General features: G+C 67.2%; 14 protein-coding genes. 5 read left to right on the forward strand and 9 right to left on the reverse strand.

The features are described 5' to 3' along the window. The 4 genes from sigM to trxA all read left to right on the forward strand — a co-directional run bounded on the left by sigM (position 1) and on the right by trxA (position 3195). Entirely contained in the window at positions 1-732 is a 732-nt protein-coding gene (gene sigM / locus ACWEQO_RS04115; RefSeq protein ID WP_361457333.1) for an RNA polymerase sigma factor SigM, read from the forward strand. Then, complete coding sequence (locus tag ACWEQO_RS04120) at positions 729-1643, forward strand: anti-sigma factor family protein (RefSeq protein WP_452978678.1); 915 nt, start codon at positions 729-731, stop codon at positions 1641-1643. Before sigM ends, ACWEQO_RS04120 begins: the two co-directional genes overlap by 4 nt. A gap of 206 nt (positions 1644-1849) precedes the next feature. Then, on the forward strand, positions 1850-2818 hold the full coding sequence (trxB, locus tag ACWEQO_RS04125; RefSeq protein WP_361457339.1) for a thioredoxin-disulfide reductase: 969 nt from the start codon (positions 1850-1852) through the stop codon (positions 2816-2818). Between the two features lie 44 nt (positions 2819-2862). Further along, positions 2863-3195, forward strand: a complete 333-nt coding sequence (gene trxA / locus ACWEQO_RS04130) for a thioredoxin (protein ID WP_361457342.1) — start codon at positions 2863-2865, stop codon at positions 3193-3195. Between the two features lie 102 nt (positions 3196-3297). On the opposite strand, the gene ACWEQO_RS04135 is transcribed toward trxA, so the two are convergent. The 9 genes from ACWEQO_RS04135 to rpmH all read right to left on the reverse strand — a co-directional run bounded on the left by ACWEQO_RS04135 (position 3298) and on the right by rpmH (position 10304). Further along, positions 3298-3915 (reverse strand): GNAT family N-acetyltransferase, encoded by a 618-nt coding sequence (locus ACWEQO_RS04135; RefSeq protein ID WP_361457345.1) that lies wholly within the window; start codon positions 3913-3915, stop codon positions 3298-3300. A 322-nt stretch (positions 3916-4237) separates the two neighbouring features. Continuing rightward, entirely contained in the window at positions 4238-5335 is a 1098-nt protein-coding gene (locus tag ACWEQO_RS04140) for a ParB/RepB/Spo0J family partition protein (protein ID WP_361457348.1), read from the reverse strand. Then, positions 5332-6411, reverse strand: coding sequence for a ParA family protein (locus ACWEQO_RS04145; RefSeq protein WP_361457374.1), 1080 nt, complete (start codon positions 6409-6411; stop codon positions 5332-5334). The genes ACWEQO_RS04140 and ACWEQO_RS04145 overlap by 4 nt, the downstream gene beginning before the upstream one ends. A 352-nt stretch (positions 6412-6763) precedes the next feature. Continuing rightward, positions 6764-7483 (reverse strand): 16S rRNA (guanine(527)-N(7))-methyltransferase RsmG, encoded by a 720-nt coding sequence (rsmG, locus tag ACWEQO_RS04150; RefSeq protein ID WP_452978683.1) that lies wholly within the window; start codon positions 7481-7483, stop codon positions 6764-6766. A gap of 116 nt (positions 7484-7599) precedes the next feature. Beyond that, entirely contained in the window at positions 7600-8112 is a 513-nt protein-coding gene (locus ACWEQO_RS04155) for a Jag family protein (RefSeq protein WP_109376581.1), read from the reverse strand. A gap of 15 nt (positions 8113-8127) precedes the next feature. Then, positions 8128-9399 (reverse strand): membrane protein insertase YidC, encoded by a 1272-nt coding sequence (gene yidC, locus ACWEQO_RS04160; RefSeq protein WP_361457354.1) that lies wholly within the window; start codon positions 9397-9399, stop codon positions 8128-8130. Between the two features lie 3 nt (positions 9400-9402). Then, positions 9403-9777 carry a membrane protein insertion efficiency factor YidD gene (yidD, locus tag ACWEQO_RS04165; RefSeq protein ID WP_361457357.1) on the reverse strand — a complete coding sequence of 125 codons (375 nt, stop codon included), beginning with the start codon at positions 9775-9777 and terminating at the stop codon, positions 9403-9405. Next, entirely contained in the window at positions 9774-10145 is a 372-nt protein-coding gene (rnpA, locus tag ACWEQO_RS04170) for a ribonuclease P protein component (protein WP_361457360.1), read from the reverse strand. Before rnpA ends, yidD begins: the two co-directional genes overlap by 4 nt. A 21-nt stretch (positions 10146-10166) precedes the next feature. Next, positions 10167-10304 (reverse strand): 50S ribosomal protein L34, encoded by a 138-nt coding sequence (rpmH, locus tag ACWEQO_RS04175; RefSeq protein WP_003949374.1) that lies wholly within the window; start codon positions 10302-10304, stop codon positions 10167-10169. Between the two features lie 377 nt (positions 10305-10681). Between rpmH and dnaA the strand changes: the two genes are divergently transcribed. Beyond that, the gene (gene dnaA, locus ACWEQO_RS04180; protein WP_452978690.1) at positions 10682-12637 is read left to right on the forward strand and encodes a chromosomal replication initiator protein DnaA; all 1956 of its coding nucleotides are present in this window, start codon (positions 10682-10684) and stop codon (positions 12635-12637) included. Positions 12638-12775 lie beyond the last annotated feature (138 nt).

The raw sequence follows: 12775 nt of genomic DNA on the forward strand, positions 1-12775 counted from the left end.
ATGCCGGACGGCACCACGCACCACGACGCAAGCGATCAGGACCTCCTCGCCCACCATGTGGAGGGCGATCCCGAAGCCTTCGGCGAGCTGGTACGCCGGCACCGGGACCGGCTGTGGGCGGTGGCCCTGCGGACGCTGGGGGATCGGGAGGAGGCCGCTGACGCGGTTCAGGACGCTCTTGTCTCCGCCTATCGAGCCGCCCACACCTTCCGCGGTCAGTCGGCCGTCACGACATGGCTGCACCGGATCACGGTGAACGCGTGCTTGGACCGCGCCCGTAAGGCTGCTTCCCGGAAGACCTCTCCTGTCGACGACACAGAGCGCCTGGAGCAGTTGCTGGAACCCCACGAGTCCGCCTCGGCGCCTGCGGAACGCAACGATCTGCACCGTCAGCTCATAGCGGCCATGGGAACTCTCCCTCCCGATCAGCGGGCGGCTCTCGTCCTGGTGGACATGCAGGGCTACCCCGTCGCGGAGGCCGCCCGCATCCTCGATGTGCCCACCGGCACGGTGAAGAGCCGCTGTGCCCGGGGCAGAGCCAGACTCCTGCCCCTTCTGCACCATCTCCGGCCGGACGGGAGCGGTGACAGCGGGAAGCGGGACCGGGACGGGGAACGGAACCGGACTCAGGGGGCATCCGTCCCATCCGCAGCGGGGCCGCGTCGAGCGGATCCGCCGACTACCGGGCCGAGTGACCCAGCTGCAGTGAAGGGCGGAGGTGGGACAGCGTGACATCGACACCAGGCATGACGGAGCACCCGGACGTCGCGGAGATCTCCGACCTCATCGAGGGGCTCCTGTCACCCGCTCGAACCGCCGCTGTGCGCCGGCACCTGGACGAGTGCGACCTCTGCGCAGACGTCCAGGTGTCATTGGAGGAGATCCGGGGACTGCTCGGCACGATGCCGGGTCCACCGCGTATGCCTGCCGAGGTGGCAAGCCGTATCAACGCCGCGCTCGCCGCGGAAGCACTGCTACATACTGGGGCATCGGGGTCCGAGAACAACACAGATCCGGTCGGCGCCTTCCCTTCCCGGCCCGCTGAGGACCACGCGCATGTTTCACGTGAAACATCGACGTCGGCGGACCGCCCTACGGGGCGCCCGCGATCCTCCACGACCGGTCCGGGTCGCAAGGACCGTATGCAACGCGGCCGCCGCAAGGCGGCTGTGCTGGGGACCGTGTTCACCGTTGCCGCTCTGGGGCTCGGCACCCTGTTCCTGACGTCCCAGAACGACGAGACGGGCCCGGGTGGCGTTCAGCAGACGGCTTCGGACACATTCTCCGAGGGGGAGCTGGAGAAGCAGGTCTCCGATCTCCTCGCGCAGAACCAGCGGAAGGGCGGATCCTCCCGCATGCCGCAGACCTTGGAAATGGAGTCGGAGGCCGAAGCCGCCAGCCCCAGGGTTTTCCAGCAACCCACGGTCCCGGCATGCGTCCGCGAGGGAATCGGCCGCGATGACGCCGCCCTCGCCACAGAGCAGGGCGTTTACAAAGGGCGAACAGCTCTCCTGGTGGTGCTTCCCAACCCCTCCGACGACACCCGTGTGACCGCCTATATCGTCGACGCCACCTGCGTCGGCAACCCGTCCTCGGCCACCACGGCGAAGGTTCTGCTGAAGAACTCCTACACCCGCGGCTGACAGCCGACGCTTCGTCTCCGTCCTGAGTGGTATCCCGTACGGTGCGCACCTGCCCGTGCCCGCCCGGGAGCCGCGCCCGTCAGCTCCGTCGGTGTGCTCAGGCTCGGCGGGAATGCTCGCCCCTTAGGATCCGTTGGATGAGGTGAGAGTTCCGACAGAAGCTCCCACCGGTCGGATGACACAGACCAGAGACGAGGAAACAAGCCGTGAGCGACGTCCGTAACGTGATCATCATCGGTTCAGGGCCGGCCGGCTACACGGCAGCCCTCTACACCGCCCGCGCGTCGCTGAAGCCCCTGGTTTTCGAGGGCGCTGTGACCGCCGGCGGTGCGCTGATGAACACCACCGATGTCGAAAACTTCCCCGGCTTCCAGGACGGCATCATGGGCCCCGAGCTCATGGACAACATGCGCGCCCAGGCCGAGCGCTTCGGGGCAGAGCTCATTCCCGACGACGTCGTCTCCGTCGACCTGGCCGGAGAGATCAAGACCGTCACGGACACCGCAGGAACGGTCCACAAGGCGAAGGCCGTCATCGTCGCCACCGGCTCGCAGCACCGCAAGCTCGGCCTGCCGAACGAGGATGCCTTCACCGGCCGCGGTGTCTCGTGGTGTGCCACATGCGACGGCTTCTTCTTCAAGGACCAGGACATCGCCGTCATCGGCGGCGGTGACACGGCGATGGAGGAGGCCACCTTCCTCTCCCGGTTCGCCAAGTCCGTCACGGTCGTCCACCGCCGCGACACCCTGAGGGCCTCGAAGGCGATGCAGGACCGTGCCATCGCCGACCCGAAGATCTCGTTCGTCTGGGACAGCGAGGTCGCAGAGGTCCAGGGCGACCAGAAGCTCTCGGGTCTGAAGCTGCGGAACGTCAAGACCGGCGAACTCTCGGACCTGGCGGTGACGGGCCTGTTCATCGCGATCGGACACGACCCTCGCACCGAACTCTTCAAGAGCCAGCTGGAGCTGGACGAAGAGGGCTACCTGAAGGTCGACGCACCTTCGACGCGTACGAACCTCACCGGAGTGTTCGGTGCCGGCGACGTGGTCGACCACACCTACCGCCAGGCGATCACCGCGGCCGGTACGGGCTGTGCCGCCGCCCTCGACGCCGAGAGGTTCCTTGCCGCTCTCTCGGACGAGGAGCAGGCCGAGCCCGAGAAGACCGCTGTCTGATCTCCACCCCCACCACGTACCCATCAGTAGTTAAGGAGCCCGCCGTGGCCGGCACCCTGAAGAATGTGACTGACGACTCCTTCGACCAGGACGTCCTCAAGAGCGACAAGCCCGTCCTGGTGGACTTCTGGGCCGCCTGGTGCGGCCCCTGCCGCCAGATCGCCCCTTCCCTCGAAGCGATTGCCTCGGAGTACGGGGACAAGATCGAGGTCGTCAAGCTGAACATCGACGAGAACCCGGGTACGGCCGTCAAGTACGGCGTCATGTCCATCCCGACCCTGAACGTCTACCAGGGCGGCGAGGTCGCCAAGACCATCGTCGGCGCCAAGCCGAAGGCCGCGATCATCCGCGACCTCGAGGAGTTCATCAGCGAATGAGCGTCGACCGCCTCGTCGGCGGCGTACGTTTCACGTGAAACACGAATGGGCCGACCCGGACGGGCCGGCCCATTCGCATGACCCACACCAGCGCGCGACGCATCAGAGGGGACGCAACACCGGCTCCTTCTGCACGGCTCCGAGCAGCCGGTCCAACGCCATCTCGACATCGTCCTTCCACGACAGTGTTGTCCTCAGCTCCAGTCTGAGCCGGGGATACGCGGGATGTTGGCGGACCGTCTTGAACCCGACGGCCAAGAGGTGGTCAGCCGGCAGAACACAGGCCGGTTCTTTCCAACGTGCGTCGCCGAAGGCCTCGATCGCCTTGACCCCTCGACGCAGCAGATCCTTCGCCACCGTCTGCACCATCACTCTCCCCAAACCCTGTCCCCGGTAGCCCGGCACGATGAACGCGGTCATCAGCTGCACGGCATCGGGCGACACAGGGCTCGTGGGAAACGCCATGGCACGCGGCACATAGGCAGGCGGGGCATAGAGAACGAAACCCACGGGGATGTCGTCGACATAGACGACCCTTCCGCACGACCCCCAGTCCAGCAGCACGGCCGAGATCCACGACTCCTTCTCGGCCGCTGACGTTCCCGCCCCTACCGCTGCCTCACCACTGACGGGGTCGAGCTCCCAGAAGACACACGAGCGACAGCGCCGGGGAAGGTCCTTGAGGTTGTCCAGCGTGAGCGGTACGAGCCGACGCCCCATGAAGCCTGCTCCTCGCTTCCTCCGCCTGCTGCCTCACGGGCGGCTGCCAGAGCGCGCCGCTCCTTGTACAGACTGCCGATGAACCCTCCGACGGCGGCAGTCACCAGCCCCGCTTCCACCCATCCGGTGCGGCTCATCATTCGCATGGCCCTGCCTTGCGCTCAGAGGTTCAGGTGCGGGCGGTGGACACACCCTGTCTCATCGCATCGTATCCATGAAGCGATTCCGCCGATACCGCCAGAAAGCAAAGGGCGGATCGTTTCCGGGACATACCGGACACGATCCGCCCGCGGTCGGCTGTGCGGCTGACCGAGCCGAATCCTCAGGAATCTTCCACGGAGTCGTCGTCCACAAGACTCTTCTGCAGGACCGGCCCCTCATCAGGAGCAAGGGTGCCGAGAATGCGCTCGAGGTCCTCCATGGAGGCAAACTCGACGGTGATCTTCCCCTTCTTCTGGCCCAGGTCGACCTTGACCCGCGTCTCGAAGCGATCCGAAAGACGGGTGGCCAGATCGGACAGCGCCGGAGACACCAGGGAACCCGCTCTCGGCCCCTTGGAGCGCGGCGACTTCTGCGGCCCGGACCCCATCAGGGTCACGATCTCCTCGACAGCCCGTACCGAGAGACCCTCTGCCACGATCCGATGGGCCAGTCGATCCTGCTCCTCCGAGTCCTCCACGGAGAGCAGGGCCCGCGCGTGCCCGGCGGAGAGCACTCCGGCAGCCACCCGGCTCTGAACCCTCGGCGAGAGCTTCAGTAGACGCAGGGTGTTGGAAACCTGCGGGCGGGAACGTCCGATGCGGTCCGCCAACTGATCATGCGTGCAGTTGAAGTCCTTCAGCAGCTGGTCGTAAGCGGCTGCCTCTTCCAGCGGATTCAGCTGGGCACGGTGCAGATTTTCCAGAAGGGCGTCCAGGAGAAGCTTCTCGTCCTCCGTGGCCCGCACGATCGCCGGGATGGCTTCGAGCCCCGCGATACGGCACGCCCGCCAGCGGCGCTCACCCATGATGAGCTCGTAGTGCGCGGGTCCGACCTGCCGTACGACGACGGGCTGGAGGAGACCGACCTCCTTGATGGAGGTGACAAGTTCCGCCAGTGCGTCCTCGTCGAAGACTCCGCGCGGCTGGCGCGGGTTCGGCTTGATGGATTCGAGGGGGATCTCCGCGAAGTGTGCCCCCAGGGGAGGCATGGGCATCTCCGCCGCGCCATGCGTCGGCGACTCCTCTGTTTCACGTGGAACAGAAGGAAGTGCGGCCAGTTTGGCCACGGCCACCCCGCGCTCGTTCGGCATCACCTGAGGCGCAGCGGGAGAGGAGGAAGGTGCACCTCCCGTCGCAGTCGGGGCGACCGTCTTCTCTGTCGGGGCAGCAGGGATAAGTGCGCCAAGACCACGGCCCAGCCCTCTCCGTCGCTCACTCACTGGACGCCCTCCACCATGCTCGGATCGTTCTGCTGTGCACCGATGTGTGCGCTCGATGCGTCATAGCTGACGCCAACGCCTCTCAGTGCGATCTCGCGTGCCGCCTCGAGATAGGAGAGGGCACCGCTCGATCCAGGATCGTAGGTCAGCACCGTCTGCCCATAACTCGGCGCCTCCGAGATGCGCACGGAGCGAGGAATGCTTGTCCGCAGCACCTCGTCGCCGAAGTGACTGCGCACCTCGTCGGCAACCTGGGACGCGAGGCGCGTCCGGCCGTCGTACATGGTGAGCAGGATCGTCGATACGTGCAGGGAGGGATTGAGGTGGCCCCGCACCAGATCGACATTGCGGAGCAGCTGCCCCAAACCCTCCAGGGCGTAGTACTCGCACTGGATCGGGATCAGGACCTCTTGTCCCGCCACCATCGCGTTGACCGTGAGCAGGCCGAGGGACGGAGGGCAGTCGATGAGGATGTAGTCCAGCGGCTGCTCGTAGGCATGGATGGCACGCTGCAGACGGCTCTCCCGCGCCACCAGCGACACCAGCTCGATCTCCGCGCCGGCGAGATCGATCGTGGCGGGTGCACAGAAGAGGCCCTCCACGTCGGGGACCGGCTGGACAACCTCCGCCAGCGGCCTGCTATCGACCAACACGTCATAGATGGAAGGAACTTCGGCGTGGTGGTCGATCCCCAAAGCCGTAGAAGCATTGCCCTGGGGGTCGAGGTCGATCACCAGGACCCGAGCGCCATGGAGCGCAAGCGACGCGGCGAGGTTGACGGTCGTCGTCGTCTTGCCCACGCCACCCTTCTGGTTGGCGACCACCATGAGGCGTGTCTGCTCGGGCCGTGGCAGGCCTTCGCCCGCGCGGCCCAGTGCGTCCACCGCCAGATGGGCAGCACGACCGATGGGAGCGTCGTCCATAGGGGGTGGCGTTTCACGTGAAACATCCGCCCCCATCGATTCGGCACGAGGACCGGGGACCGGGTCGGTCATCGGTCCCGCGATGTTGGCGTCGGACCGCAAGGTGGATTCACTCTCCTCGACTTCAGGCTCGCAATGAACAGAGCCTCCCATGCCTTCGGGGTCGTGAACCAGTGAGGCCTGACGTTCTGTGGAGAAATCCACTTCTGTGGACAACTCCGTACCCCCCGAGGGGGGCGAAGTCTCCTTGGGAACAGGACCCTCTCTGCGTGAAGCGAGAGGCTTGCGGTCGCGGGGTTCAGCCGCGGCGCGACCGCGACCGATGATGCCGTGCAGCAGGGAGCGATGTTTCACGTGAAACACGATGCACAGCAGCCAGGGCCGCGCTGCCGCGACACTCCGACCTACGAAGGGTCGGCAGCTTGTGCGGAGTACATCTGCCCCTTCAGGACGTAAGCCTGCCCGTCAGATGTCCTGCTGTCCTGCTGCGCGGCAGACCACGCCCCTATCCGCGTCGACGCCGCGCACGCCCGGTGCGAGCGGCCTTCGCGCGCTTCGCCGCGAAGCGCACACCACCGGGGCTTTCCCCCACCTCGACCCGCACCACTGTGGACATCGGATCCACCACCCCCTCACCCACATGTACGACCGAGGTGGCCACGGCGCCGAGCTTGCTCAGCGCCGAGGTCGCGTTCTTCAGCTCCTCCTCGGCAGCGTCGCCCTTGAGCGCGAGCATCTCTCCGTACGGCCGGAGGAGAGGGATGCCCCAGGTGGCGAGGCGGTCGAGCGGTGCCACGGCTCGTGCGGTCACCACGTGCACCGGAGACATCGTGCCCATGACTTCCTCGGCCCGGCCACGCACGACCGTCACATGGTCCAGTCCCAGCAGCTCCACGACTTCGGTCAGGAAGGTGGTACGCCGCAGCAGTGGCTCCAGCAGTGTGATCTTGAGGTCCTCGCGGACCAACGCCAACGGGATGCCCGGCAGACCGGCACCCGAACCGACATCGCACACCGTGACGCCTTCGGGCACGACTTCCGAGAGCACCGCACAGTTCAGCAGGTGCCGTTCCCACAGGCGCGGCACCTCCCGCGGGCCGATCAGACCACGCTGAACGCCCGCCTCAGCGAGCAGCTCCGCGTAACGCACCGCGTCCGCGAAGCGCTCGCCGAACACCTCGCGAGCCTGCTCGGGCGCGGGGGGAAGCTCCGCTGCCTCCGTCACGGGGGACCGTCCTTCCGTAGCGTGCCGGCATCGGGCGCCGGCACCACAGAACTATCAGGCTGACAAAATTCGGCCCCGCCTGCGCAACAGACGGGGCCGGTGGAACGTGGAACCGTTCAGGCGGGAAGCACGACGACGAAGCGCTGCGGCTCCTCGCCCTCGGACTCACTGTTCAGGCCGGCGGCCTTGACCGCGTCATGCACGACCTTGCGCTCGAACGGCGTCATCGGGTCGAGCTTCACGGGCTCACCGCTGCTCTTGGCCTCGGCGGCGGCCTTCGCGCCCAGCTCGGACAACTCGGCCCGCTTCTTGGCGCGGTACCCGGCGATGTCGAGCATGAGCCGACTGCGGTCCCCGGTCTCCCGGTGCACGGCCAGACGCGTGAGCTCCTGGAGAGCCTCCAGCACCTCACCGTCCCGACCGACCAGCTTCTGCAGGTCACGGCCGGCCGAGTCACTGATGATCGAGACGGAGGCACGGTCGGCCTCGACGTCCATGTCGATGTCACCATCGAGGTCGGCGATGTCGAGCAGACCCTCCAGGTAGTCCGCTGCGATCTCACCCTCCTGCTCCAGGCGGGTCAGGGTGTCTGCGCCCTCGGCAGCGGTGGAGGTGGTGCCTTCCGTCACGGGATGGACTCCTTCTTACTTCTTGGACGGGGACTTGGGCCGCTGCGGGCCCTTGCGCTGTCCGGACTGGGCCCTGCTGCGAGTGCTTCCGCCGGACTTCGCGTTGCCCTGCTTGGCAGCCGCGGCGGGGTTGGCGTCGCTCCGGGGCGCTTCGGCCTTGGTCAGCGAGGTGGGCTCACCAGCTGCCTTCGTCGCACCGCCCTGACGCTGGGACTTGGTCTGCCGCTTGGGCTGCTGACGCTTCGTGGTCTGGATCGTGGCCGTGGAGCCGTCCTCGGCCTGTGCGGCGGCCGTGGCATCGCCCTTGATCACCGCGCCATCGGTCTGGGCCACGAGGCCCGCCTTGCTCAGACCGTTGATGAACTTGCGCTCGTATTCGTTGCGGTCCCGGCCCTTGGCCATGATGGCCTTGACGATGGCACGCTCACGACGGTTGCGGGTCTTGCCGTGGTGGGTGACGTGCTTGGCAAGGCGCTCCAGGTAAGCGGCCTGCGCCTTCGAACCCGGCGTCGGGTTGTTGTGGATGACGTACATCTGCTGGCCCATGGTCCACACGTTGGTGGTCAGCCAGTAGACGAGGACACCGACCGGGAAGTTGATGCCGAAGACGGCGAAGATGACGGGGAAGACGTACATCAGCATCTTCTGCTGCTGCATGAACGGCGTCTTCACCGTGGTGTCGACGTTCTTCGTCATCAGCTGGCGCTGCGTGTAGAACTGCGACAGCGACATCAGCACGATCATGAGCGCCGTGACGACCCGCACATCGGTCAGCGAGGCGTTGAGGGCTTCGACCTTGTCCGCGCTGTCCGTGAACTTCGCCGCGAGCGGGGCACCGAAGATGTGCGCCTTCTGCGCGCTCTCCAGCAGACGCTCGTTGATCACACCGATGGTGTCGTTGGACGCGATGCTGTTGAGCACGTGGTACAGGGCGAAGAAGAACGGGGACTGCGCCAGGATGGGAAGGCACGAGGAGAGCGGGTTGGTGCCCGCGTCCTTGTACAGCTTCATCATCTCTTCGGACTGACGCTGCTTGTCGTTCTTGTAGCGCTCCTGGATCTTCTTCATCTCCGGCTGGAGCGTCTGCATCGCGCGCGTCGCCTTGATCTGCTTCACGAAGAGCGGGATCAGGCAGATACGGATCAGGATCACCAGGGACACGATGGACAGGCCCCAGGCCCACCCGGTGTCGGGGCCGAAGATGGCTCCGTACACGGAGTGGAACTGGACGATGACCCAGGAGACAGGTGTCGTGATGAAGCTGAAGAGGCTGGCAATCGTGTCCACTAATCATGCTCCTTGGGCATGGGGCGAGGTCTCTGCGGCCGGACTCGAAGGGCCCGTCGGACTCAGGGAAGAAGGCTGTCCTTCGGTGGCCGGTTCGGCGGAGGCAGGCCCGCCCTTGCGTGCACGCCAGGCGTCACGCAGCATTTCGTGCCACCGCGGGCGCTTGCGCGGCGGGACGTGGTCCACGCCACCCAGCGACCACGGATTGCAGCGCAGGATGCGCCAGGCCGTGAGTGCTGTGCCCTTGACGGCACCGTGCCGGTCGATGGCCGTGTAGCCGTAGTGGGAACACGACGGGTAGTACTTGCACACAGGCCCCAGAAGCGGACTGATCGTCCACTGATAGAGCTTGATCAGAAGCAGCAGCGGGTACTTCATCGTGTGCCCCCTCCCAGCAGCCGCTGCAGAGCGGCATCCAGGTCTTGGGCCAGTTGTGCATGGTCGGCGTCACCCGCTCCGGGCAGCGCTCGTACGACTACCAGGCTACCGGGGGGCAGCAGTGCCACTCGATCGCGCATCAGGTGGCGAAGCCTGCGCTTCACCTTGTTCCGCACAACCGCTCCCCCCACAGCCTTGCTCACGACGAAACCCGCACGTGTCGAGGGAGCGCTCTCCCCGGGCACATGCGGGTCCGTGACACCGCTGCGAAGGTGTACGACGAGGTGCCTGCGTCCGGCCCGGCGTCCTCGTCGTACCGCGGTCGCGAAGTCCTCGCGCCGCCTCAGCCGGTTGTCGGTGGGCAGCACGACGTCATGACCTGATCGGGATCAGGCGGACAGACGGGCGCGACCCTTGCCACGGCGGGACGCGAGAATCGCGCGGCCGGCACGGGTGCGCATACGCAGCCGGAAGCCGTGGGTCTTCGCGCGACGACGGTTGTTCGGCTGGAAGGTGCGCTTGCTCACTCGGGGGCTCCAGAAAGATGTCGTTGATTGCGGGGTGCCGTCCTGGCTGTCACCGTGCGCCCACGAGTAGCTCGCGTTACGCCCGAGTGCACCGCTGACCGATCAACTTGCGTGATCTGTGCCCATCGGAGGCAGGCGGCAGCAGCCATCGACAACTCGACCTCGTCACGGTACGTGCGGCTACCTCCTCCGGTCAAACCAGCAGCCCCGGGGAGACACTTGTCCACAGGCTGGGGACAACGACTTGAACCGCACCGGCCGCCCTGACTACCGTGACGGAACTCCGATTCGTTCCTTTGTCCCTCGACCACCCCCTTTACCACCCCCGACCCGTCCCCGAATCACACGTTCGAGGGACCTGTGAGAGAGCGTGCCCTGTGGCTGACGTACCTGCCGATCTTGCCGCAGTGTGGCCACGCGTATTGGAGGAGCTACTCGGTGAGGGCCGGGGCCAGGGGGTCGAGGGGAAGGACGAACACTGGATCCGGCGCTGCCAGCCGCTGGCACTGGTCGCCGACACCGCGCTGCTCGCCGTGCCGAACGAGTTCGCCAAGGGCGTGCTCGAGGGCCGTCTCGCGCCGATCGTCAGCGAAAGCCTGAGCCGCGAGTGCGGGCGCCCCATCCGCATCGCCATCACCGTCGACGACTCCGCGGGAGAGCCCCCGGCCCCGCCGGCCGCCCGCCCCCAGCCGCGCTACGAGGAGCCCGAGCTCCCTTCCACCCGGCAGGACCGGCCGGACCGGCCGGACCGCCAGGACCGCCAGGGACACGAGCCGTACGAGGACTACGGCCAACGCCGCGCCGACCAGGACCCCGGGCCGCCCGGCGACCAGCTCCCCACCGCCCGCCCCGCCTACCCCTCCGAGTACCAGCGCCCGGAGCCCAGTTCCTGGCCGCGGCCGGGTCAGGACGAGTACGGCTGGCAGCAACAGCGCCTCGGCTTCCCCGACCGCGACCCGTACGCCTCGCCCTCGCAGAGCGCCTACGGCCCCCAGGACGGCTACGGCGGCGCGCCCTCACAGGGCTACCGTCCGCAGCCGCCGGAACGCTCCTCCTACGAGCAGCAGCGCTCCGACTACGAGTCGTCACGCGCGGAGTACGACCGCGGTAACTACGACCACGGCGGCTACGACCGCGGTGACTACGACCAGCGCGACGCCGCCCGCCGCGAGTTCCCCGAGCCCCCGTCCGGCTCGGGGCACGTCCACCGCGGCGGCCCCGTCGGACCGAACCTGCCCACGAGCGGGGCACCCGGCCCGCTGGCCGCACAGCCCGCTCCGGCGACCGGTCCCGGTGAGCCGACCGCGCGGCTGAACCCGAAGTACCTCTTCGACACGTTCGTCATCGGCGCCTCCAACCGCTTCGCGCACGCGGCGGCGGTGGCGGTCGCCGAGGCGCCCGCGAAGGCGTACAACCCCCTGTTCATCTACGGGGAGTCCGGGCTCGGCAAAACCCACCTGCTGCACGCGATCGGGCACTACGCGCGCAGCCTCTACCCCGGCACGCGGGTGCGGTACGTGAGCTCGGAGGAGTTCACCAACGAGTTCATCAACTCCATCCGCGACGGCAAGGGCGACAGCTTCCGCAAGCGCTACCGCGAGATGGACATCCTGCTCGTCGACGACATCCAGTTCCTCGCGGACAAGGAGTCGACGCAGGAGGAGTTCTTCCACACCTTCAACACGCTGCACAACGCCAACAAGCAGATCGTGCTCTCCAGCGACCGGCCGCCCAAGCAGCTGGTGACGCTGGAGGACCGGCTGCGGAACCGTTTCGAGTGGGGTCTGATCACCGACGTCCAGCCGCCGGAGCTGGAGACGCGGATCGCGATCCTGCGCAAGAAGGCGGTGCAGGAGCAGCTCAACGCCCCGCCCGAGGTGCTGGAGTTCATCGCCTCCCGGATCTCGCGGAACATCCGCGAGCTGGAGGGCGCGCTGATCCGGGTGACGGCGTTCGCCTCGCTCAACCGGCAGCCGGTGGACCTCGGGCTGACGGAGATCGTCCTGAAGGATCTGATCCCCGGCGGCGACGACTCCGCGCCGGAGATCACCTCGACGGCCATCATGAGCGCGACGGCCGACTACTTCGGGCTCACGGTCGAGGACCTGTGCGGTACCTCGCGCGGCCGCGCCCTGGTGACCGCACGGCAGATCGCGATGTACCTGTGCCGTGAGCTGACGGACCTGTCGCTGCCGAAGATCGGCGCGCTGTTCGGCGGCCGCGACCACACGACGGTGATGCACGCGGACCGCAAGATCCGCAATCTGATGGCGGAGCGACGCTCCATCTACAACCAGGTCACCGAGCTCACCAACCGCATCAAGGCCGGCTGAACGCCCGCAGGCGCACGGAGAGGGGCGTCCCCGGATCACCTCCGGGGACGCCCCTCTCCGTGCGCCTGCCGACCGGCTCTCGTGCGCCCGCCGACCGCGAGGTCCGACCCTCGCGACCCCTCACGGCCCCTCGCAGCA

This window comes from Streptomyces sp. NPDC004051 (assembly GCF_053604275.1).

Coding starts and splice junctions, on each gene's coding strand:
- sigM (WP_361457333.1), top strand. CDS start 1: ATGCCGGACGGCACCACGCACCACGACGCAAGCGATCAGGACCTCCTC.
- ACWEQO_RS04135 (WP_361457345.1), bottom strand. CDS start 3,915: ATGGGGCGTCGGCTCGTACCGCTCACGCTGGACAACCTCAAGGACCTT.
- ACWEQO_RS04145 (WP_361457374.1), bottom strand. CDS start 6,411: ATGGGAGGCTCTGTTCATTGCGAGCCTGAAGTCGAGGAGAGTGAATCC.
- yidD (WP_361457357.1), bottom strand. CDS start 9,777: ATGAAGTACCCGCTGCTGCTTCTGATCAAGCTCTATCAGTGGACGATC.